General features: G+C 68.5%; 15 protein-coding genes. 5 read left to right on the top strand and 10 right to left on the bottom strand.

Annotated elements, in window-relative coordinates; genetic code table 11:
* Positions 1–182: 182 nt before the first annotated feature.
* Positions 183–2,354 carry a T9SS type A sorting domain-containing protein gene (locus IFSED24_RS09935; RefSeq protein ID WP_491331305.1) on the bottom strand — a complete coding sequence of 724 codons (2,172 nt, stop codon included), beginning with the start codon at positions 2,352–2,354 and terminating at the stop codon, positions 183–185.
* 302 nt (positions 2,355–2,656) lie between these two features.
* On the opposite strand from IFSED24_RS09935, the gene IFSED24_RS09930 reads away from it, so the two are divergent.
* Complete coding sequence (locus IFSED24_RS09930) at positions 2,657–3,079, top strand: acyl-CoA thioesterase (protein WP_491331304.1); 423 nt, start codon at positions 2,657–2,659, stop codon at positions 3,077–3,079.
* Positions 3,076–4,329, top strand: coding sequence for an Nramp family divalent metal transporter (locus IFSED24_RS09925; RefSeq protein WP_491331303.1), 1,254 nt, complete (start codon positions 3,076–3,078; stop codon positions 4,327–4,329). The genes IFSED24_RS09930 and IFSED24_RS09925 overlap by 4 nt, the downstream gene beginning before the upstream one ends.
* A gap of 11 nt (positions 4,330–4,340) precedes the next feature.
* On the opposite strand, the gene hisD is transcribed toward IFSED24_RS09925, so the two are convergent.
* From hisD to hisG, 7 genes are read right to left on the bottom strand one after another with little or no spacing between them, the layout of a single operon-like run.
* Positions 4,341–5,609, bottom strand: a complete 1,269-nt coding sequence (gene hisD, locus IFSED24_RS09920; RefSeq protein WP_491331302.1) for a histidinol dehydrogenase — start codon at positions 5,607–5,609, stop codon at positions 4,341–4,343.
* Positions 5,606–6,880, bottom strand: coding sequence for a phosphoribosyl-ATP diphosphatase (gene hisE / locus IFSED24_RS09915; protein WP_491331301.1), 1,275 nt, complete (start codon positions 6,878–6,880; stop codon positions 5,606–5,608). The genes hisD and hisE overlap by 4 nt, the downstream gene beginning before the upstream one ends.
* Positions 6,877–7,629 (bottom strand): imidazole glycerol phosphate synthase subunit HisF, encoded by a 753-nt coding sequence (gene hisF, locus IFSED24_RS09910; protein ID WP_491331300.1) that lies wholly within the window; start codon positions 7,627–7,629, stop codon positions 6,877–6,879. The genes hisE and hisF overlap by 4 nt, the downstream gene beginning before the upstream one ends.
* Complete coding sequence (hisH, locus tag IFSED24_RS09905; RefSeq protein ID WP_491331299.1) at positions 7,623–8,237, bottom strand: imidazole glycerol phosphate synthase subunit HisH; 615 nt, start codon at positions 8,235–8,237, stop codon at positions 7,623–7,625. Before hisH ends, hisF begins: the two co-directional genes overlap by 7 nt.
* Positions 8,237–8,818 (bottom strand): imidazoleglycerol-phosphate dehydratase HisB, encoded by a 582-nt coding sequence (gene hisB, locus IFSED24_RS09900; RefSeq protein ID WP_491331298.1) that lies wholly within the window; start codon positions 8,816–8,818, stop codon positions 8,237–8,239. Before hisB ends, hisH begins: the two co-directional genes overlap by 1 nt.
* On the bottom strand, positions 8,815–10,461 hold the full coding sequence (locus IFSED24_RS09895) for an aminotransferase class I/II-fold pyridoxal phosphate-dependent enzyme (RefSeq protein ID WP_491331297.1): 1,647 nt from the start codon (positions 10,459–10,461) through the stop codon (positions 8,815–8,817). Before IFSED24_RS09895 ends, hisB begins: the two co-directional genes overlap by 4 nt.
* 11 nt (positions 10,462–10,472) lie before the next feature.
* Positions 10,473–11,339, bottom strand: coding sequence for an ATP phosphoribosyltransferase (gene hisG / locus IFSED24_RS09890; RefSeq protein WP_491331296.1), 867 nt, complete (start codon positions 11,337–11,339; stop codon positions 10,473–10,475).
* Positions 11,340–11,648: 309 nt separating this feature from the next.
* Between hisG and IFSED24_RS09885 the strand changes: the two genes are divergently transcribed.
* Entirely contained in the window at positions 11,649–13,112 is a 1,464-nt protein-coding gene (locus tag IFSED24_RS09885; RefSeq protein ID WP_491331295.1) for a sodium/proline symporter, read from the top strand.
* Between the two features lie 176 nt (positions 13,113–13,288).
* On the opposite strand, the gene IFSED24_RS09880 is transcribed toward IFSED24_RS09885, so the two are convergent.
* The gene (locus tag IFSED24_RS09880; RefSeq protein WP_491331294.1) at positions 13,289–15,076 is read right to left on the bottom strand and encodes a lectin-like domain-containing protein; all 1,788 of its coding nucleotides are present in this window, start codon (positions 15,074–15,076) and stop codon (positions 13,289–13,291) included.
* 231 nt (positions 15,077–15,307) lie between these two features.
* Here IFSED24_RS09880 and IFSED24_RS09875 point away from each other — a divergent pair, with 231 nt between their 5' ends.
* Positions 15,308–15,940, top strand: a complete 633-nt coding sequence (locus tag IFSED24_RS09875) for an RNA polymerase sigma factor (RefSeq protein WP_491331293.1) — start codon at positions 15,308–15,310, stop codon at positions 15,938–15,940.
* Positions 15,941–15,983: 43 nt separating this feature from the next.
* On the opposite strand, the gene IFSED24_RS09870 is transcribed toward IFSED24_RS09875, so the two are convergent.
* Entirely contained in the window at positions 15,984–18,086 is a 2,103-nt protein-coding gene (locus IFSED24_RS09870; protein ID WP_491331292.1) for a right-handed parallel beta-helix repeat-containing protein, read from the bottom strand.
* A gap of 258 nt (positions 18,087–18,344) precedes the next feature.
* Here IFSED24_RS09870 and IFSED24_RS09865 point away from each other — a divergent pair, with 258 nt between their 5' ends.
* Complete coding sequence (locus IFSED24_RS09865) at positions 18,345–20,753, top strand: protein kinase domain-containing protein (RefSeq protein WP_491331291.1); 2,409 nt, start codon at positions 18,345–18,347, stop codon at positions 20,751–20,753.
* The last annotated feature ends 186 nt before the right edge of the window (positions 20,754–20,939 follow it).

Raw genomic sequence — 20,939 nt, 5'->3', positions numbered from 1 at the left:
TCGGACCTGGGCCGACGTGAAGGACCTGTTCCGCTAGAAGTTGTACGTCGGAAGTTTTAGAGCGGAGGCCCGGATCGATCCGGGCCTCTGCTGTCCCTAGAATTGCATGGTCCTTGGGGGTCGCGACTCCTTTCGTCAGTCAGGGCACCGGCTTGAACCGGCGCCCCTCGATCGATTCGTTCCTAACGCACCAGCATCATCTTCGCCGTCATCACCCGCCCCTCGCAGACCAGCCGCGCCACGTAGGTCCCCGACGCGAGCTGCCGCGGCGCGAACGGCACGGCGTGGTCGCCGGCGGGCAGGACTTCCTCCACCAGGTCGGCGACCCGTCGGCCGGCGAGGTCGTAGACCGCCAGCTCCACCCGGGCCGACTGGTCGAGGCGGAAGCGGATGGTCGTGGTGGGGTTGAACGGGTTGGGCGCCGCGCCCCGCAGCACGACCGCGTCGGCCGGCGGCGTGTCGGGCGCCGCGATCATGGTGGTCGGCAGGAGCGGCAGGCTCTCGTTGCCGTGGATGTCCACCACCGAGACGCGGTAGAAGAGGTTGGGCCAGCCGGGGTGCGCCGTGTCGCTGTAGGTGTGGGCGTCGGCGGGCAGGATGGCCAGCCGCGTGCCCAGGCTCGGGCGGAAGCCCTGGTGCGGGCTGCCGTAGACCACCACGTGGGCCACGTCCGCGTCGGGGTGGTACCAGTTCAGCTCGGCCGGGCCGCTGGAGATGATCATGTCCAGGAAGTAGGGCTCCGCCGGCTGGCTCTGGGGCAGGCCGGCGATGGCGATGTCGTCCAGATACCAGCCCGCGGCCTCGTTGTGGCCGTAGCCGCCGCCGTCGTTGTCGTCCATGAGGAAGCCGATGCGCACGCGCTGGCCGGCGTAGGCCGCCAGGTCCACCTGGTACGGGGTCCAGCCGCCGCTCGACCCGTAGAACGGCCCGCCCACCTCCACCGGCTCCTCGCCCTCGACCTGGACCACCACCACGCCGCGGTCGGTGCCGTCGCTGGTGCTGATGGAGTACCAGTGCCAGAAGTGGAGCACCAGGGGTTCGGGCGGGCTGGCCGGCAGGTCGCGCCAGGGCATGTAGAGCGTCTCGTACGAACCGTAGGGGTAGTTGCTGTCGAGGTAGGTGCCCCAGCAGTACTCGCCCGAGTGGGCGGCGCCCGGGCCGGCGCCGGGGATGCCCACCTGCCAGGTGCCGCAGGGCCAGGAGGTCCACGACGGGCACTCGTTCTCGCAGTCGGCGGGGTTGCTGAAGAAGGGATTGCCCTCGGTGATGGCGAGGTCGTCGAGGAACCAGCCGGGGCCCTCGTTGTGGCCGTAGCCGCCGCCGTCGACGTCGGTGATGCGGAAGGCGAAACGTACGGTCTGGCCGGCAAAAGCGGAGATGTCGAGGATCTGCTCGGACCAGTGGTTCAGGTAGTAGCTCTTCTCAGCGCTGATGGGGGCCCAGCCCGAACCGTCGTCGATCTCCACCACCACGTAGTCGCTGCCGTCGCTGTTGCTGAGGTTGCACCATTCCTCGTAGCTGAAATGGAGCTGGCCGTCGAGGGGCGAGGCGGGCAGGTCCACCGGCGGACTGATCAGCCGCGAGTTGGCGGCGTAGTAGTAATTGCCGGCGAGCACCGTGCCGGCCACCCGCTGGCCCGAGAGCGCGGCATTGCAGCCGTTGCAGGGCGGGCCAATCTCCCACACGCCCTGGTCGGCGTACCAGCCCTCCCAGTCGAACTCGAGGCGGCCCTCGAAGGAGACCGGGTTGGGCAGGGGCGCGAAGGCTCCCTCGAAGATCCGGACGAGGTCCACGTACCAGCCGGGACCCTCGTTGTGGCCGTAGCCGCCGCCGTCGACGTCCTGGAAGCGGAAGCCGAGGCGGATGGTCTGGCCGGCGTAGGCGGCGAGGTCGACGTAGTACGGGGTCCAGACGCTGCTGTAGCGGTAGTAGGCCACCGAGATGTCCTGCCAGTCGTCGGCCTCGGTCCAGATCTGGACCACGCCGTAGTCCAGGCCGTCGCTGCCCGAGTTGTTGAAGAAATGCCAGAAGCCGAGCCAGAGCGCGCCGTCGGCGGGGGCCGCGGGCAGCTCGATGAGCGGGCTCTGCAGGCGCGAGTTGGTGGCGTAGGGGTAGTTGCCGGCGAGGACGGTGGCGGCGCAACTCTGGCCCTGGTAGGCCTCGGTGCCCGCGGAGGGGACGCCCACCTCCCAGACGCCGGCAGACGGGAACCAGGAGTCGAAACCATCCTCCCAGTCCTGGCTGTAGATGGTGGTTTGCGGGTTGGCCACGGCGGCGGTGGCGAGACAGAGGATGAGGATCACGGTCAGGATGAGCGGGATTCGGCGGGTCGAATCCCCGAGGGTGCGGGCCATGGGCAGACCTCCCGGAACGGGTTCACGGCGACGCGGAGGCGTCGCCGGGCTACAGGGTCGTGCTGGCACCAGGATGTCGGGCGAGGTGTGGAGGATGCGGGGCGATGGGTGTGCGGCAAGGCTACAACGCTGGTGAAAAAGGTCACGCGGAATCGATGGTTCTGCCCCGATTTGCAGGTTTTACGCTGGGTGCGATAAGCCCGTATGGATGTCTGGCCCTCCGATTTATCCTTTGCTCCGCCTCCCTCGTTGTTCCATGATGGCACTGCCTGCCACTGCTCACTGGACCGAGGGATGGACCGATGATCTTCACCACCCAAATCAAGATCCACGGCTACCACCTGGACCACTACGGCCACGTCAACAACGCCCGCTGGGTCGAACTGCTGGAGGAGGCCCGCTGGCGCTGGCTCGAGCACGAGATCGACCTCACGGCGTGGGACGAGGTGGGCCAGGGGCTCGCGGTGCTCAGCATCGCGGTGAACTACCGCCGCCCCGCCCACATGCACGACACCCTCGATTTCCGCTGCCACGTCACCAAGCTGGGCGGGCGCAGCGCGGTCTGCCGCCAGGAGGTCTATCGCGAGGGCGGCGACGAGAAGCTCCTCGATGCCGACGTCACCTTCGTGTTCATCGACATCGCCTCGGGCAAGATCCGGCCCATGGACGGGACCACCGGCGCCATGCTCGAGAAGTACCACCACCACGAGGGCCGGCCGTCGTGACCAGCCGCTGGCGCGCCGTGGGACCGGGCCTCCTCTTCGCCGGGGCGGCCATCGGCGGCTCGCACCTGGTGCAGTCCACGCGCGCCGGGGCGGGCTGGGGCTTCCACCTGCTCTGGGCCGTGGTGCTGATCCTGGTCCTCAAGTACCCGTTCTTCGAGTTCGCCCACCGCTACACCGCGGCCACGGGGGAGAGTCTCCTGCACGGCTACCGGCGGCTGGGCCGCTGGGCGCTGTGGCTGTTCCTGGCGGTGGCGCTGGTGAGCTCGGTGATCAACGCCGCCGCGGTGACGCTGGTGGCGGCCAGCCTCCTGGGCGCGCTGCTGGGCCTCGATTGGACGCTGCCCCGCCTGGCGCTGCTCGTCTTCGCGGTGGTGGCCGTGATCCTCGCCGGCGGCCGCTACACCACCCTCGACCGCGCCATGAAGGTGATGATCACGGTGCTCGGTGTGCTGACGGTGGTCGGCGTGGCGGTGGCCGCCGCCCACGGCCCGGCCGGCGACTTCGCGGCGCCCCGGCCCGAGATCTGGACCGCCGCGGGGGTGGCCTTCCTGCTGGCCCTCATGGGCTGGATGCCCGCCCCGCTCGACATCGCGGTGTGGTCGTCGCTGTGGACCCTCGCCAAGAACGAGGCCGACCACCGGCAGGTGTCGGTGGCTCACTGCCGCTTCGACTTCCACGTGGGCTACGTGGTGACCAGCGTGCTCGCCGTGGCCTTCCTCTGTTTCGGCGCGCTGGTGATGTTCGGCACCGGCGAGGTCTTCTCGGGCAGCGGCCTGGTCTTCGCCGGCCAGCTCACCCAGATGTACGTGTCGACCCTGGGCGAGTGGACCCGCTGGCTCATCGCCACCGTGGCCTTCATCACCATGTTCTCCACCACGCTCACCGTCTGCGACGGCTACACTCGCACGCTGGTGGGCTGCTGGCGGCTGCTGCGCGCGGACGACGGCTGGGAGGAGACCGACGCCGCCGCCGGCCACGGCAGCTACCTCGCCGTGCTCGCCGTGCTCATGGCGGCGGGCTGGCTGATCATCGCGCTCTGGCTGAGCGGCCTGAAGACCCTGCTCGACGTGGCCACCATCGCCGCGTTCCTCACCGCGCCGGTGGTGGCGTGGCTGAACTTCGCGGCCGTGCGGCGCGAGCCGGTGCCGCCGGGCGACCGCCCCGGGCGCGGCCTCACGCTGCTGGCCGGCGCCGGGATCGTCTACCTGGTGGGGTTCGGCGTGGTCTATCTGGTGACGCGGGTGGTCTGACCCGCGCGACTTCAGGCCCGCCGGATCGCCGCGGCACGGGCGTGTCCCGCCAGCCCCTCCAGCAGCGCCAGGCGTTCCGTGTCGGCCAGCAACGATTCGTATCCCTCCGTCTCGCTCGCCACCTCGAGCCAGGTCCGCATCCTCAGGAAGGTCCCGACCCAGAGCCCGCCGGCGAAGCGCGCCGTTCCCCCCGTGGGCAGGGTATGGTTCGGTCCCGCTCCGTAATCGCCCAGGACCTCGGCGCTGTGGTGTCCGAGGAAGGCGGCGCCGTAATGCCGACATCGTTCGAGCAGGCGGCGGGGCTGGCGGACCGAGAGCTGGAGGTGTTCCGGCGCCAGGGCATCGGCGACGCCGGTGGCTTCCTCGGGCCCCGTGACCATGACCAGGCCGCCGTTGGCCAGGGCCTGCCGGGCGATGGCCGCCGTGGCCAGGTCCGCGAGCTGCCCATCGATCTCCACCGCCACGGCGGTGGCCAGTGCCGGGTCCCAGGTCGTCAAGACAGGGACCGCGTCCGGATCGTGCTCGGCCTGGGCGAGAAGGTCGGCAGCGAGCCAGGCGGGGTCGGCCGAATCGTCGGCGATGATCAGCAGTTCCGAGGGACCGGCAAGCATGTCGATCCTGACCCGGCCGGCCACCAGCTGCTTGGCGGCGGTGACCCAGCGGTTGCCCGGTCCGACCACGGCGTCGCACGGTTCGAACCCGGCCACACCCGCCACCAGGGCGGCCACGGCCTGGGCACCGCCGACGGCGAGCACCGCCTCGGCGCCGGCCAGCGCGGCCGCGGCCAGGGTCACCGCGGTGGGCCGCGGCGAGGCCACCACGACCCGCGGCACGCCGGCCACCCGCGCCGTGGCGGCGGTCATCAGGACGGTGCTCGGCAGCGGGTAGCGGCCACCCGGGGCGTAGCAACCCGCCGCCGCCACCGGGACGAGGCGGTGCCCGGCCCGGCCCGCGCCGATGTCGGTATCGAGATCGTTCAAGGTGGCGCGCTGGGCCCGGGCGAAGGCGACGATGCGCCGGTGGGCCCGTTCGAGCACCGCCCGCGTCTCGGGAGCCAGGTCCTGGAGCGCCCGCCGGCAGGCCGCGGCGTCGATGACCAGGGGGGCGCCGGAATCCAGATCGCCCAGCCGCTCGGACCAGCGGCGCACCGCCGGCTCGCCCTCCCGCTCGACCTCCTCGACGATCCGCGCCGCCTGCGCCAACGTCTCGGCGTCGACGGCGGTCTTGCCGCGGGTGGAGAGGTCGGCGAGGGATCGTTCACGCCAGTTCCGGTCGTTCATCGCCTGGCCTCCTTGCCGGGCTTGGCGTCGCCGGGACGCCGGCTCACCGCCAGCGCGCGTCGATCCAGCTCGGCGGCCACCTCGTCGAGGGTGACCCCGCCGCGTGCCATGGCCGTCATGGCGAAGTACAGCAGATCCGCCGCCTCGTGCACCACGTCGGGGCGGCTCTCGGCGGCCGCCAGTTCGCCGGCCTCCTCGGTCAGCTTGGCCGCCAGGAGCGACGGATCGTCGAGCAGACGCCGGGTGTAGCTGCCTGGCGGTGCGCTGCGCTGGCGGGACCGCAACCGGTCGGCCAGCGCCGGCAGGCCGGTGGACGCGCCGAAGCAGGTCCGGGCCCCGGTGTGGCAGAAGCCCGTTCCCCGCTGGCGGACGGTGAAGCGCAGGCAATCGCGGTCGCAATCCAGCGCCACGCGCAGGAGCTCCTGATCGTTGCCGCTGGTCTCGCCCTTGACCCAGAGGCCGCGCCGCCGCGAATGGTAGACGCCGCGACCGGTGGCCAGCGCCTGGCGCAACGAGTCCGGGCTGGACCAGGCGAGTCCCAGCACCTCGTTGTCGGCCGCGACCACGATGGTGGGCCAGAGCCCGTCGGGGCGGTCGCTCCGCAGGCAGGCGGCCACGGCCTCCGCCTCGTGGAAGCGTCCGGTGTAGAGCGCCATGCCGACCTGGGCATCGATGCCCAGACGGTCGAGGGCGGCGATCTCCGCCACCTCGGCCACACCGCCGGCCACCACCAGACCGGTGTCGCCGGCGGCGGCGGCGAGGTCGCGGGCCCAGGTCGGGTCCAGGCCCCCCAGCTGTCCCTCGCGCGCCACGTTGGTCACCAGGTACCACCCGGCCAGCCCCGCCAGGTCCTGCATCCGCGCGGCGATGGACCGTCCGGTGCCCCGGCGCCAGCCGTGGCTGAGGACCTCGTCGTCCCGGGCGTCGAGCGCCACCACCACACGATCGCGCGGGAGCTGGCGGAGCAGCTCCGGGGTGGCCGCGGTGCCGATGACGATGCGCTCGGCGCCGCGATCGAGCCAGCGCCGCGCGGTGGCGAGGTCGCGGATGCCGCCGCCCACGCAGCACGGGGCGAGTCGCAGCAGCGAGGTAATGAGGTCGGTGTTCTGACCCTGGCCCAGAGCGGCGTCGAGGTCGATGACGGCGGTCAGGCCCACCCGGCCGAAGCGGCGCGCCCAGGGAACCGGGTCGCCCGCGGCCAGCGCGCGCTCGCGTCCGCCGATGAGCTGGACGGCCTGGCCGCCCTGGAGGTCGATGCTCGGGATGATCATGGTCGGATCACCGCTCCTCTGGTCTGGAGTTCACGTTTCAGTTCGCCGACCGTGGCGTGCCCGTCGTGCAGGACCGACGCCACCAGCACCGCGTGGGCGCCGGCCGTGAGGGCTGCCGCGAGATGTTCGGGTGTGCGGCCGCCACCCGAGGCGATCACCGGGATCGCTACGGTGCCGGTGATCCGGCGCATGAGCTGCAGGTCGTAGCCGCGGCCGCTGCCGTCGCGATCCCAGCTCGTGAGCAGGATCTCGCCGGCGCCGCGCTCGGCGACCTCGCGAGCCCAGGCCACGGCGTCGGGTCGGCCGACACGCCGACCGGCGTGGGTGAGGACCTGCCAGGCCGGACCGTCCTGCCGGGCGTCGATGGCCACCACGCAGCACTGGGCGCCGAAGCGCGCGGCGATGGCCGACACCAGGTCCGGATCGGCGACGGCGGCGCTGTTGACGCTGATCTTGTCGGCCCCGGCCTCGAGCAGGCGGCCGGCGTCGAGGAGCGTGCGCACGCCGCCACCCACCGTGAGTGGGATGCGCAGTCGCCGACGCACGGCCTGCACCGTGGCCAGCGCGGTCTCCCGTTCGGCACGGGTGGCGGCCACGTCGAGCAGCACGATCTCGTCGGCGCCCTGCTCCTCGTAGGCCGCGGCCAGCGCCGCGGGATCACCCACGTCGCGCAGCCCCTGGAACCGGATGCCCTTGACGACCCGCCCGTCGCGCACGTCGAGGCAGGGGATGAGGCGCGAGGTCAGCATGTGGCCTGCTCCCGCGCCGGATTGGCGGCCTGGGCCAGCCAGCGTCCCAGCAGCGCGTGACCCCAGCCGCCGGACAGCTCGGGGTGGAACTGGCAGAGGAGCTGGGCGCCGCGCTCGAGCGAGGCCACCAGCGGACCGCCGTGGTCGGTCCAGCCGGCGCGCCAGCCGGCGGGCGCCGCGGTCAGGCGGTAGCTGTTGGCGAAGTAGGCGTAGCCGTCGGCGACCAGGTCGCCGCCGCGCACCAGGTTCCAGCCGAGCTGGGGCACGCTGACGGTGGTGGGCAGACGGGTGGCGTTGCCGGCGATCAGACCGAGCCCCGCGATCCCGGGCGCCTCCTCGCTGCCCTCGGCCAGGAGCTGCAGGCCGAGGCAGACGGCCAGCAGCGGACGTCCGGAGGCGACCCAGGTGCGCAGCTCGTCGTCGAAGCCACGCTGTTCGAGGCCGGCCATGCCGGCGGCGAAACTGCCCACGCCGGGCAGGACGAGGGCGTCGGCGCCGGCGAGGTCGGCCGGTTCGCGGGCCACGGTGGCCTGGGCGCCGACCCGGCCCAGGGCGCCGAGGATCGAGGCGAGGTTGGCGGTGCCCGTCGGGACGATGCGGATCTTCATCACAGGACTCCCTTGGTGGTGGTGTCGACCGAGGTGCGCGCGACGGCCTGGCGCAGGGCCAGCGCCAGCGCCTTGACGGCGGCCTCGGCGCGATGGTGGTCGTTCTCGCCGCGCAGCACGTCCACGTGCACGGTGAACCGCCCGGCCATGGCCAGCGAGCGCAGCAGGTGAGGCACGTTCTCGCAGCTCAGGCCGCCGAGGAACTCGCGTTCGAGCGCGAGCTCGACGGTGGCGTGGGGGCGGGTGGCCAGGTCGACCACCGCGCGGGCCAGCGCCTCGTCGAGGGGAGCGTAGGCGTAGCCGAAGCGCCTCAGGCCGAGCCGGTCGCCGAGGCAACGGTCGAGGGCCTGACCCAGGACCAGGGCGCAGTCCTCGGTGGTGTGGTGGTCGTCCACGGCGAGGTCGCCCTGGCAGGCGAGCTGCAGGTCCCAGCCGGCGTGGCAGGCCAGGCTGTCGAGGAGGTGATCGAGGGCGCCGATCCCGGTGGCGATCTCGCGGCGGCCCGGGCCGTCCAGGTCGAGTTCGATCTGGATGGAGGTCTCGCGGGTCTGCCGCGTGAGCGTGGTGCGTCGGGTGGTCATGGCAGGAGGTCCTCCAGGTCGTTGAGCGTCGACAGCACCCGGGCGGCCCCGGCACTGACGAGCTGGGTGGCGGCGGCGGTGGCGTCGTCGCCGGGAGCGACCACGCCGAGGGGGATGACGCCGGCCCGGCGCGCGGCGGCGATGTCGTCGGGCATGTCGCCCACCAGCCAGGCGCGCCGCACGCCGAGGCGTCGCAGCGCGAGCTGGACGGGGGCGGGGTCGGGCTTGGCCGGCGCGTCCTCGAGCGTGATCACCGCCGCGAAGAGGTCGGCGAGTGCGTGGCTGGCCAGGAAGCGGGCGGCGTCGCGCCGGGGCCGGCCCGTGACCACGCCCAGCGGCCGCTGGGCGGCCAGCCGCTCCAGGAGCTCGACGGCGGGGATCAGCCGTTCGCGACGCCAGAGCTCCTGCGCGTCCATGATGGACTCGAAGGTGCTGGTCACGCTGTCCAGGGTGGCGGTGGCGCCGGCGGCGGTCACCAGACGGTGGGTGACCCGCCAGTCGTTGTTGCTGTCGGGCTCGGTCTTGGCCGCCGCGATGGTCGGGTCGTCCAGGGCGACCCCGTAGGTGGCCGCGGTCTGGCGGATGGCCGCGCGGTAGGAGTCGCTCACGTCGGCCAGGACCCCGTCCAGGTCGAAGAGCAGCGCCTCGGGCGCGAGGGCGGCGGCGGTCCCGCGCCAGAGGCGTGCGAAGGCGGTCGGCTCGGCGGGCAGGCTCAGGCGTACGTCGCGCGCGCCGAGCTGACGGACCGCCACGCCCATTCCGGCCAGGGCGTCGGCGAGCCAGGTGGCGCGCGGCGAGCGGGCCAGCACGAAATTGGCCTGCGAGGCGGGGACGTCGAGGCCGTTCCGGCGGAGCAGTCCCGTCAGCGCCCGCCGTTCCCGGCGCGTCCGGACCACCCGCCGGGAGAGGTGGGCCTGACCGCTCTGTAAGCGCCGTCTGGCCTGCTCCAGGCCGTGGGCGCCGGTGGGATAGGGACCGCCCACCGAGCGCAACGCCGCCACGATCTCGCGTGGCCCCAGGGCGTAGCCGACCCGTGCCGACGCCAGGCCCCAGGCCTTGCTGAAGGTGCGCACTACCAGCACGTTGGGCCGGCCGAGCAGCGTCCGGGTGGGATCGCTGTCGGCGAACTCGACATAGGCCAGGTCGATCACGATGAGGGTGCGCGGCGCGGCCTCGGCCAGCGCGGCGAGCTGCTCGGTGGTGGCCGCGAGTCCGGTGGGGTTGTTGGGCGTGGCGATGGCCAGCAGAGCGGCCTCGTCGGCTGCGGCCTGGAGGCCGTCCAGCGGCAGGGCGCCGTCGGACCAGGGGACGGTGCGGACGGTGGCGCCGCGCATGGCGGCGTACCGCGGGAGCATGGCGAAGGTCGGGTCGGTGAGCACCGTGACGCGCCCGGGGCCGAGGAACGCGCGGCAGGCGCGGTCGAGCGCGTCGTCGGCGCCGGCGGTGACGATCACCTGGGCGGGGTCCAGATTCCAGCAGCGCGCGAGATCGCGCTCCAGGGGGGCCGTGTCGGGATAGGCCTCGAAGCCGTCGCTGTCGGGCCATCGCAGCCCGGCGCGACCGTCCAGCAGCAGGTCGCACGGCGGGCCGTCCTGCGGTGGCAGATAGGGCGGGAGCAACGTGACGGGGCGGGGGCGCAGCATGACGGTTCTCCTCACGAGATGATCTGGCTGGGAGTGGTGACCACGAGATCGGTGCCGCCGCGCGCGCGCAGGCGGGGGATCAGGGCGGCCAGCTCGCGGCGCGGAACCGCGGCCTTGACCGCGTAAGCTCCGTTGCCGTGCAGAGGACTGATGGTGGGCTCACGCATGCAGGGCAGGATGGCGATGAGGTCGGCGAGCTGTTCGCCGGCCACGTTCACCTCGAGCATGATGCGCTCCCTGGCCGCCAGGACCGAATCCACCAGGACCTGGAACGCGAGCGCCCGTTCCCAGCGCTCGGGATCCTCGCGCAGGCGCGGCGAGGCGTAGAGGCGGGTGGACGAGGTGGCGAGGACCTCGCAGATGCGCAGGCCGTTGGCGGTGAGCGTGGCGCCCGAGGCCGTGTTGTCCACGATGAGGTCGGCGTCTTCGGGCGGGAAGACCTCGGTGGCGCCGAAGGAGCGCACGAAGCGGTAGGGCCAGCCGCGTTCCTCGAGCCAGCGTCTGGTGAGGCGCTCGTATTCGCTGGCCACGGTCAGGGGTCGGCGGGCGGCGAGGGCGGTGAGGTCGAGATCCTGCGGGGCCGCGGCCACCAGGCGGACGGGATCCAGCCGGGTGTCGCGCAGCTCGATCAGGTCGGCGCCCAGCTCCGCCACCCAGTCGGCGCCGGCGAACCCCAGGTCGCGGATGCCGGCTTGCAGCATCTCGATGATGTTCTGGGGCTTGAGGATCTTGACGTCGAGGTCGGGCGCGTCGAGTTGGGGCCGGTAGGCCCGGGCACTGGCGCGGACGGGCAGGCCCGCCTCGGCCAGGAGCGCGAACACGCCGTCCTGCATGCGGCCCTTGGGCAGGGCCAGCCGGAGTGGAATCTGGGTCGGCACGGGAATCCTCCGCCTCGTTCGGCGTCGGCCTGGTGGCCGGAGGCATCGTGCGAACCCGGGGGCAGACACGACGACGCCGGCCCGGGGGCCGGCGTCGTGAATCCTTCAGGGAACCTGAGTCAGGACATCAACAACCAGCCCACCGGGGGGAGGGATGATGATGATGATGACGGTTGTAGCTCAGGTTCTGCATGGTCCCGACACGATAGGGAGACGACGTACGAGGCGCAAGTCACGATTGGATCGGCCGTCGACGCGGCTCCCTGGACGATGCTAAGCTGCCTTTCTGGACACACCACAGGAGGCGCCATGAACTCCCCGCTCCTCGGCCTGATCCTCTACCTCGTGCTCATCGCCGCGGTCGCGGTCTGGACCTGGGGCCGCAACCGCTCCAAGGAGGACTTCATCCTGGGCGGCCGGCGCCTCGGCGGCTGGGTCATCGCCTTCAGCGAGCGCACGGCCGGCGAGTCGGGCTGGCTGATCCTGGGTCTGAGCGGCGCGCTCTACTTCTCCGGCCTGGTGGAGATCTGGACCGTGCTGGGCATCTGCGCCGGCATCGTCGCCTACTGGTTCGTGATCGCACGCAAGCTGCGCGAGGTCTCGGGCGCGCAGGAATCGATCACTCTGCCGCAGTACTTCGTGGAGGTGAGCGGCCGCTGGGGTGGCCGGGTGCGCGTTGTGGCCATGCTCATCATCGTCTTCTTCTTCGCGTTCTACGTGTCGGCGCAGTTCATCGCCGCGGGCAAGATCCTCGACGTGACCTTCGGCGTCGACCCCGCCTGGGGCATGCCGCTGGCCGCGCTGGTGGTGGTTCTCTACACCCTGATGGGCGGCTTCGTGGCCGTGTGCTACACCGACGTGGTGCAGGCCATCCTGATGGTGATCACGCTGGTGGTGCTGCCGGTGATCGGGCTCGTGCTCATCGCCCGCGAGGGGCTCGACATCACCGCCGCGCTGGCGGCCACGCGCGACACGGCCTCGCTCACCGGCGGCCGCACGGGCTGGGCCGCGGCCGCCGCCGTGATCGGCGGGCTGTCGTGGGGGCTGGGCTACTTCGGCCAGCCGCAGCTGGTGACCAAGTTCATGGCCATCCGCAACGTCGAGGAGGTACGGATCGGACGGCGCGTGGCCATCGTCTGGACCGCGCTGGCGTATACCGGCGCCACCCTGATCGGCGTGGTGGGCATCACCATGGTGCACGGCGGGCTCCTGCCGACCGAGGGACTGAGCGCCGTGGCCGCCGACCAGGAGCGTATCCTGCCGGTGCTGACGAGCCTGCTGTTTCCGGCCTGGATCGCGGGCATCCTCATCTCGGGCGCCGTGGCGGCCATGATGTCGACGGCGGACAGCCAGTTGCTCATCGCCACCTCGACACTGGTGGAGGACTTCTGGTGCCGAGCGCTCGGCCGCACGCTGTCGCCGCGGCGGTCGGTCACGGTGAGCCGGCTGGTGACGCTGGCGGTGGGTCTGGTCGCCTTCGGTCTGGCCGTGTCGAGCGACGACCTCATCTACGACGTGGTGTCCATGGCCTGGGCGGGGCTGGGGTCGAGCTTCGGGCCGGCGCTGTTGCTGTCGCTGCACTGGCGCGGGATGAACGGGCGCGGCGTGCTATGGGGGATGATCGCCGGGGCGGTGACGACCACGGTTTGGCTGCAGGTGCCGGGGCTCGACGCGGCCGTGTCGGTGCGGTTCGTGAGCTGGGCGGTGGCGCTGGTGGCGTGCTGGGTGGGGGCGCGGTCGGTGGGTGGGGCGGGGGTTTCCGTCCGGCGGTGATCGTGAGTTGTACTGACCGCAACTTGATCTGACAGCCACTCCTTCCGAGGTTGCTTCAGCCCGGCGAGAGCACAGCTGCCAGACCATCCTCACTGCCGAGAACGCTCCAAATCACGGCCAACGTTCCTTCTCTTGGAACCTTCCATGGATGCCGGAACACACGAAGCAAGTCCGCCCTACGGATGCTCAACCCACCACCAGTTCAAGATATCGTGATGTTCCCAGGCCGAGCCTGAACTCGCCGTAAACCCGACCCATGCGCGTCCATCATTAAGGCTGAGCAACGTTGACAGATCAACGCTGATCGCGAGCGCAGGGACGATCATGTCGCCGTAGTAGATCCGCAATTCCCCTGGGTCGTACACGATCTTTACGACCTCTTGCACGAAAGATCCCGCTAAACTCGGTTTTGAACACCACCCCATCGAGTAGTCGTGGTGTTGCGAATTCGGCTCCACTCCCCTCGACTGCACGCTTAGGTGATTGCCGTCTGGGTCGCCGTTATCGGAAATCCCGTTCTCGTTGTTCCACCAGGTGTCGAGTTCGATCGCGAGGCTATTGGAAATGCCGGAATAGCCGATCCCCGCGCAACACCAGCCGAGAGCCTCTGCACTTTCATTCTGGACCAAGAAGGCAATACCGTCAGCTCCGTCGTTTCCATCGTCAGGATGAACGGCTCCGCCCATTTCCGTTATGCGAACCTCGAACGTAGTCTCGAAACCGCTCGCAACGTCTAAAAGGTGATTGTACCAGATGGATCCATGGCTGTTGAGAGCGGCTGGCGAAAGGCGCACGAAGTCCTCCAAACATTCGGCATCACCGACCATGATCAGCTCGTCGCAGTGCTCTATGAGATCCTGGCTCAGGGTCTCGAAATAGAGTTCGTAGACGTCTTCGTCAGTGAAGGCTCGGTCGTAAATCCTTACTTCGTCAAACACCCCGTTCAATCGTGTCGAACTTTCCTCGCTGCTCCACCAGTGCTTGCCGATTCCCGCGTGCGGACTCGACGCGACGATTGACCCCGGCGCCATTTCGAGAGTTCCGACCTTGTTGCCGTCGAGGTACCCATTGAGCATCCCGATTTCGCCGTCATACGACATCGCAAAATGGTGGAACCCGCCGAACAGATCAGACATCTCGATTCCGGTGTCCAACCGGTGCACCTCGTCACTACTCGAGTTGGTCACGAAGAAGTTGAGATCGTTGTCGTGATGACCGCACATGATGGCGACCCAGCCTGGAAAGGCTGGAGGAGCGAGGTCGTGACCAAAGGAAACGATTGCCTCGCCTTGCCCTGCGATCGTCAAGTCGTTGAGTTTTGCCCAGATGCCGATCGTGAGATTTTGCCGCTCGTGGACCGAGTTCGGTACTTCGATACAGATGTTCGATCCCCTGTGCCCGATGTTGCCAACCAGCTCGTATGCGGAATCGGGACTCCCATGCATGTCATCCGTCAAAGTGGCTCCCAGCACTGTCCCGTGAAGCCCATGGCCACTATGATCAAATGCATCGCCGTTGAATGGATAGTAGGCAATGAGTCCGTCTTCGCTGTCTGCCGGCATCTCAATGGTGATCTCAAGATTGCCGCTGAGTTCCGTCAGTACGATGTGTGCCGCTGTAGTTTCTCCGCCAAGAACTTCTGCGCTACCCGATCCCTCGTAGAGCAGGAATCCATCCGCATCGTACAGCCCGACCTCGATCTGCCAGATGCCTGGCTGGAGGTCGCTGAACAGTACAGTTGCCGACCCGTCCTGAAGGTCCACGGTCCGCGAGAATTCGAGATCGCCCTTGATGATCGTCACCTCGCCGGAATCGATATTCAGATCGGTCGGAACCACCAGGTCTAATTGCATCTCGGCTGCGTCGCCGAGTTCGACCGAAGTCGGGTTCCGGTCTGCGGAGTCCTGGCAGCCTTGCAACACCAGGGTCAGCACCGTGGCTATTGTCAGCACTCGTCTTGACATGACCATTCCTCCTGCTCGTACTCCGAAGATGAGGAGCGTCCTTGACCGACGTCGCCTTCATCGCCTGCAAACTGTGCTTGGTCGCCAGGAAGGCGAGGAATCGCGGGTTCTAGCCCCTACTACTACAAACGCAGAGTCGGCAGAAACCGGACAAACGTGGTTTACATCCATGGCCTGGCGAGCTAGAATCCAGGGGCAGCCGGATCGTCCCTCGGACCAGGGGGCTTTCACATGTGCCCTGCGCACGCAGCCGGCCACGGTCGCCAGAAGGATGACGAGCAGGCGCCTTGCTGGCCGTTGCCAGAAAGCACCATCCAGCTCCTCGAGCGCGCCCAGGGAGGCGACACCGGGGCGCTCGAGGAGCTTTGCGCCCGCTATCTCCCGTTGTTGAATCGCTGGGCGACAGGACGTTTACCGCCCCGCCTCCGTGGCGCCATCGACACCGGTGACCTCGTGCAGGAGTCCCTGGTCCGGTCCCTGGCGAATCTCGAGAGTTTCCAACCCCGGCACTCGGGGGCGTTCACCGCCTACCTCCGCCTGGCGATCCTGAACCGGATCCGGGACGAGATCCGCAAGGCCGCACGCCTGCCCAGCATCACCGGCCTAGACGGCGCCGAACTCGACCTTGCGCCCTCGCCGCTGGAGCAGACCATCGGGCACGACCTTCATGACCATTTCGAGCGTGCGTTCGAGGAGCTCGGGGAGGACGATCGCGCCCTCATCTTTCTGCGCTTCGAACTGGAGATGAGTCACAGAGAGGTGGCCCGGGCGCTCGACAAGCCGTCAGCCGATGCCGCTCGCCAGGCGGTCAACCGGGCTCTCGTTCGCCTGGCCCGGGAGATGATCGTCGAATCCGGCGTCTGAACCCGGCGTCGACGCTGTCCTGCCTGGCCTCGCCGCAGCACCATCAACGAATCAAAGAAACCTTCCGCGTCCGCACGTCATCGTCGACCACGAGCCGGACGAAGTACACGCCCGAGGACAGGCTCCGCCCCCCGGCATCCACACCGTCCCAGGTCACCCGATGTCGTCCCGCAGGTTGGAGGCCGGCTACCAGCTCTCGCACCCGCCGGCCGCACAGGTCGTAGACGGCGACCGTCACGTGCTGCTCGCGCGGCAGGTCGTACTCCACCGTCGTCCGCGGGTTGAAGGGATTCGGCATGACGCTCAACCCGATCACCGCGGCGGCCGCCGGAGAGTCCTCCGCTGCGGTCACCGTCGCGACCAGCTCGTAGTCGGTATTGTTACCCTCGTTCTGTTCCTTGATCCGACCGATCCCGTCCGCATACCAGTCACGGACCATCCGGACGGAACCATCCCAGTGGTGGGCCTCGATCTCGACCACGAAACAGTCGACGGTACCGTACGGGACGGTAAGCGTGGACTCCGCGGTGCAGGTGAAGATGCGCTCGATGTCACCGTCTAGGTAGTTGCTCACGCACGTCCAGGTCCGCCCGACGTAAAGTGGCGTATCGACGTAGAGAATCGGTTCCGCGGGGTTGTACGTCGCCTCGATCCAGCCGAAACGCCAGATATTTCCCTCCTCGTCGCGCCGGATGCGCTCGCGTGCGTCGAAGGTCACGGCGCCGTGCTCGTCGTAGGCCGTGTGGTGCATGAGAGTCCACTCGTCTTCCATCCCGTCGGGATAGACATGCAGCGTCGTTCCGGGATTGGCCACGTCCTCGTACCACTTCTCGTTTCCGGGCTCGAGCATCATGAAATACGGCGCGGTGAGCCAGGGATCGAACGCCACATCACCGATCACGTTATCGCCCATTCCGTCGGGGTTCTGCGTGGCGTGATAGGGGCCGCTGTCGTGCCCCCACCAGTTGTCGGTGGCGTTGACCGTGACCGCCGCGTCCACGTTTGCAAGCCCGAATTCGAGGTTGCCGTGGATGTAATTGGCGTGGATCGCGGGGTTGGCGATCTGCCCATCCCGGGGGCAGCAGAAGATGCCGGCGCTGTTGCCCTCGATGTTGCAGGATTCGATGGTCGATGACGCACCGTCCAGATGGATGCCGCCGCCGGTGCCCGGAGGACTGACATTGTCGCGGATATCGTTGTCCCTGAAGAGGGAATGCTGGCCCATCATCAGCGTGTAGAGCACCTTGATCCCGCCGCCATCGTTGCTGGCCTCGTTTCCGGTGATGACATTGTCGGTGACCGCGGTCCAGCAGTTTCTCAGACAGATGCCGGCGCCGTTCTCCGCGGAATTGTTCCCGATCGTGTTGCCGGTGATCTTGCCCCCACACCCCGAGTGTACATAAATTCCGCCGCCTGCCAGCCGGCCGACATTGTCGGTGATCATGTTGTCTTCGATCCAGGGACTGGCTCCCTCGACGACAGCGATGCCACCGCCCGCCTCGTTTGACGCGTTGGCGCCGATCGTGTTGTCGGTGATGATGTTGCCGGCGACGAATGCGTCGGTACCGTCCAGGGCGATACCGGCGCCGACCACGCTGTTGCCGGAATTGATGGTATTGGCCGTGATCGTATTCGCAAGGATCCTCGCCCTGCCCGCTTGGCAGACGATGCCGGCACCACCGGCGTTATTGCCAGCGCTGATGGTGTTGCCGGTGATGAGGTTGCCCTCGATGGTCGGCGAGGCGTCGGGATTGCATCGGATGCCAGCTCCGCTCGCATCAGGCCCGGTTCCCGTGAGGTAGCCGTTCCGGATGGTGAGGCGGCTGATCTTGGTCGTTTCATCCAGCGGCCCGACCATGTCGATGACGCGCCCCGAGGCGCCCCCGTCGATGACGGTCGACTCCGGTCCTGACTCGCTCGTCAGCACGAGGCTCTGCGTCGCCGGCCAGACGACGTGCTCGTAGTAGGTGCCGGCCGCGACCAGGACCGTGTCGGCCGCGGCGCAGGCGTCAAGCGCCGCCTGGATGGTGGGGTAGTCGCCTGTCCCGTCCGGCAGCACGTGCCAGGTGGTCGCCGCCGCCGGCGACACGGCCAGCGCGACGACAAGGACCAGGACAGTCGTCAGGGGATTTCTGATCGAATTCATGACCTTCCTCCATTCTGATGTGTGCAACCGTTCATGTTCGGAGTCGATGATCCGGCGTCCATCTTTACCAACGGCAGAATGCTTCGGACCGGACCCGATCCGTGTTAGAATCCCTGCGATCAAGGGGGGGGGCAGCCGGGCCGGTGCGGACGAGGGTCGTCTGGCAGTCGGTGCCGGTCGGTTGCCGAGAGATGTCCCCAGGTCGCACCCGGGAGGCTTGCCTTGACTCGGGCCTCTGAAGCGAGCGACGAAGCCGTCTTGCTGGAGATCGCCGACGCGGTCAATGCCGGCCGGGCCGTCGACTGGGTGGAGGTCGAGCGTCGCGGGCCACGCGTTCAGCGCGCCGTGGTCCGCCAACTCAAGGTCCTCTCGAGCTACATCTCGGCGCATCAGGAAGTTTATCAGACTCTCGAACATGCCATGCCGGAGGTCGAGACTCCCGACACACTTCGCGGCACAGCCTATTGGGGCCCCCTGGAAATCATCGAGAAGCTTGGCGAGGGCGTGTTCGGCGAGGTTTTCCGCGCCCGGGATCCCCGATTGGACCGCCAGGTCGCCTTGAAACTCCTTGACCCCGAACGGCTCGGCCGGATGAGGTCCTCCACGACCATGATCGAGGAGGGTCGGCTGATGGCGCGCGTCAAGCACCCCAACGTGGTCACCGTTTACGGCGCCGAGGAACGGGACGGCCGGGTCGGGATCTGGATGGAGCTGGTCGAGGGCCGGACCCTAGCCGACGAGCTGGACGATCTGGGCCCATTCGAGACAGCGGAAGCCATGCGAGTCAGCCGGGACGTCTGCCGGGCCCTGGCCGCGCTGCACGAGGCCGGCGTGCTGCACCGCGACATCAAGGCGCGCAACGTCATGCGGGACGAAGAGGGCCGTACCGTTCTGATGGACTTCGGCGTGAGTTGCGACATCGACCGTGAAACCCCCGTGGGTCTTTGCGGGACGCCGCTTTACGCCGCCCCGGAGGTTCTGCTGCGGAGCGAGGCCAGCCGTCGGAGCGACATCTATAATCTGGGGGTCCTGCTCTACCACCTGGTGACGGGATTGTATCCGGTGCAAGGCAGGACGCTGGCGGAGATCTGCGAGGCACATCAGCTGGGACAGCGACGGCTGGTCCGGCAGCTCAGGCCCGAGTTGCCGGATGCCCTGATCCGGATCATCGATCAGGCCACTTCTCCGAACCCCGAGCAACGGTTTGCCTCGGCGGCCGAATTCGAGCAAGCGCTCGACTGGGCGCTCGGGGTGGAGCTTCGCAACGGCGCGCTGGAAGGTAGCGAGCTGCCCTCCGTGGCCGTGCTGCCGTTCAGGGATCTCAGTTCCGAGAAAAACCAGGGTCATCTCTGCGACGGTCTGGCCGAGGAACTCATCAACGCCCTGGTCAAGGTCGAGGGATTGAAGGTGGCAGCGCACACGTCCACGCTGCAGGTCGTGAAGCGAGGCATGGACCTCAGGCAGATCGGCGCGCGCCTGAAGGTGGGAAACGTCCTCGAAGGCAGCATCCGGCGGAATGGGAACCAGCTGAAGATTACCGCACGCCTCTCGCAAGTGTCAGACGGCTTCCCGTTCTGGTCGGAAACGTTCGATATCGAGGCGCAGGACGTCCTAGCGGTACAGGAGGACCTTGCCCGGGCCATCTTGGCGAACCTCAAGGCGGAGATGCTGGACGAACGGTCCGGTCGGCTGGTCAAGTTGTATACGAGCGATGCTCTCGCACACAATCTGTACATGCAGGGAAGGCACTTCTTCCGGCGCCGCTACCAGGGCGGCCTGCAGAAGGCGCTCGAGTTCTTCCAGCAGGCCAGCCAGCGTGATCCCCGTTATCCGCTACCGTACGTCGGCATCGCCGACTGTTTCAATGTCCTGAGTTACTTCGAGTTCTTGCCTCCACACGACGGTTTTCCCCGGGCGAAGCAGGCGGCGTTGAAGGCCCTCGAACTCAACGATTCGCTCGGCGACGCTCACGCATCCCTGGGCTGGTGTACCACCTTCTACGACTGGGACTTCACCGCCGCCGAGCAGCATTTCCAGCGGGCCATCGAACTCAATCCGTCCTGGGGAACGGCCCGAGCCTGGTATTCGCTGCTCCTGGCCGGGGTCGGGCGCACCGAGGAGGCGATCGCAGAGGCACGGCGGGGTGTCGCCCTGGATCCGCTCTGCCCCGGCATCGCGGGGATCGAGGGGATCACGCTGAATTTCGCGCGTCGTCACGACGAGGCGATCGCTTCCTTTTCTCGCACCGTGGTCCGCCACCCCGATGTTCCCCAGGCGCGGAATCAGCTCGCCCAGGTCTATGCCGACGCTGGCCTCTATGCAGAAGCGGAGGAATGCGTTCTGAAGGTGCTGGAGACGGACCCGGGCTTCCCGTACGCCCATCTCGTCCTTGGATACACCTATGGTCGATCCGGGCAGCGCGATAAGGCACTCGCGGTCCTGGCACGCCTGCGAGAGATTTCCCGACAGCGCCAGGTGGGATCCCACAATTTCGGGGTCATCGAACTGGGCCTGGGGAACCTGGATCGGGCGTTTGAATTCCTTGAGAAGGCCTACCGCGAGCGCGATCCCTGGTCTTTCTGGTTGAAGATGGCCCATCAGCTCGACACCGTACGAGACGATCCGCGCTACCTGGCAATGCTGCGTAGAATCGGCTTCCCGGAGTGACGGTCCTCCTCGGGTGCCCTGCAACCCTTCAATCCAGCGTGGTCGCCCCGATCCCTGTCGCTTGCGCCCAATTATCTGAACGGCGCTCCCGGCTCTGAACGATGACCCTAGCCCAGCAAGAAGCCCGGCTGTCTCGTCCTGGTGGACTCGACAGCCGGGCTGTGGGAGGGAAGAGGGACGGACTAT

The sequence above is a fragment of the Candidatus Latescibacter sp. IFSED24 genome, assembly GCF_058273205.1.
The sequence above is the reverse complement of the archived record's forward strand: the minus strand, read 5'-3'. Positions and strand labels throughout refer to the sequence as shown.

Excerpts from the sequence above, each read along its gene's own strand:
- IFSED24_RS09935 (WP_491331305.1), bottom strand. The coding sequence starts at position 2,354 with ATGGCCCGCACCCTCGGGGATTCGACCCGCCGAATCCCGCTCATCCTG.
- IFSED24_RS09930 (WP_491331304.1), top strand. The coding sequence starts at position 2,657 with ATGATCTTCACCACCCAAATCAAGATCCACGGCTACCACCTGGACCAC.
- hisD (WP_491331302.1), bottom strand. The coding sequence starts at position 5,609 with ATGAACGACCGGAACTGGCGTGAACGATCCCTCGCCGACCTCTCCACC.
- hisE (WP_491331301.1), bottom strand. The coding sequence starts at position 6,880 with ATGATCATCCCGAGCATCGACCTCCAGGGCGGCCAGGCCGTCCAGCTC.
- hisF (WP_491331300.1), bottom strand. The coding sequence starts at position 7,629 with ATGCTGACCTCGCGCCTCATCCCCTGCCTCGACGTGCGCGACGGGCGG.
- hisH (WP_491331299.1), bottom strand. The coding sequence starts at position 8,237 with ATGAAGATCCGCATCGTCCCGACGGGCACCGCCAACCTCGCCTCGATC.
- hisB (WP_491331298.1), bottom strand. The coding sequence starts at position 8,818 with ATGACCACCCGACGCACCACGCTCACGCGGCAGACCCGCGAGACCTCC.
- IFSED24_RS09895 (WP_491331297.1), bottom strand. The coding sequence starts at position 10,461 with ATGCTGCGCCCCCGCCCCGTCACGTTGCTCCCGCCCTATCTGCCACCG.
- IFSED24_RS09885 (WP_491331295.1), top strand. The coding sequence starts at position 11,649 with ATGAACTCCCCGCTCCTCGGCCTGATCCTCTACCTCGTGCTCATCGCC.
- IFSED24_RS09880 (WP_491331294.1), bottom strand. The coding sequence starts at position 15,076 with ATGTCAAGACGAGTGCTGACAATAGCCACGGTGCTGACCCTGGTGTTG.
- IFSED24_RS09875 (WP_491331293.1), top strand. The coding sequence starts at position 15,308 with ATGTGCCCTGCGCACGCAGCCGGCCACGGTCGCCAGAAGGATGACGAG.
- IFSED24_RS09870 (WP_491331292.1), bottom strand. The coding sequence starts at position 18,086 with ATGAATTCGATCAGAAATCCCCTGACGACTGTCCTGGTCCTTGTCGTC.